Annotated in this window: 1 pseudogene; it reads left to right on the top strand. The window is 58.7% G+C overall.

The window, feature by feature from the left end:
* Nucleotides 1-568 precede the first annotated feature (568 nt).
* Nucleotides 569-718: pseudogene (locus GL286_RS22085) on the top strand (IS256 family transposase); the annotation flags it as partial.
* Between the last annotated feature and the right edge of the window lie 153 nt (nt 719-871).

The raw sequence follows: 871 nt of genomic DNA, 5'->3' as shown, positions 1-871 counted from the left end.
GCGGTCACAACATCCGCAAGATACGGGCTCATCTCCGGGCGCTTTGCTCTCTATTCCTTAAGCTGGGTGCGACGACCATCCGGGATGCAAACAGACGTCAGGGTGCATTGGCACTCGCCTGAAACGGCTGTTCAGAGCGGACTACTTAACCGGATCACAGCAGTTCTGATAGCAGCGGTCACCTGCTAGAAACTCATCCTGACTGATGCAACTTACTAGAATACGCTTCGTCCGGCGTCGAACCTGCGGGTCGAAACGTATTGCCGCCCCGTTACGGGCGCCGATTAGATTATGACGTGAGCAGTCGGCACGAAGGTGTCAGGCAAGTCGACGAGGTGAACTCTGCCAAGATGAAAATCCGCTTGTCCCGAATCTCATTAAGTAGACAGTCGTGGAAGGCTGTTTTTGACTGGAAATTATCGGAACACCGGGTCGCGCCCCGGAAGTGGTGGAAACTTGAGGGCGGCATAATCTCCGGGTGAACTCACGGCCACCCAAACGGCGGCTGCAACCACCAAGGCGAGTGAGGGCCAAAGCCGCCATCGCTCCAAGGCGCGGCCCGAACGCCATGAACGGGATTACCGGCCGCTCGCGCCCCGCACCACTGCTTGAGGCCTCGGCTCATGATCCGACCGAAGACCGTCTGCGGGGGGATGTCCGCGCGACGATTGAGGCGTTGCTTGAAGAAGAACTGGCCGAATTTCTCGGCCGCCTGCGTTAAGAGGTGGTCGCACGAATTCGGACCGGGGGCTAAGCTTTAGCGCCTGAGGAAGAATGACCCGAAATGCCGAAACGCAGACGCTATTCTGCAGAGTTCAGGGCGAAGGTGGCTCTTGAGGCCATCCGCGGGGAACTGACGACGGCCGGGTTG

Origin of the sequence: Paracoccus aestuariivivens, from assembly GCF_009711225.1 — a bacterium.
Taxonomy (GTDB): Bacteria; Pseudomonadota; Alphaproteobacteria; order Rhodobacterales; family Rhodobacteraceae; genus Paracoccus; species Paracoccus aestuariivivens.
Note: the sequence above shows the minus strand (reverse complement) of the source record. Positions and strands in the feature narration are given on the sequence as shown.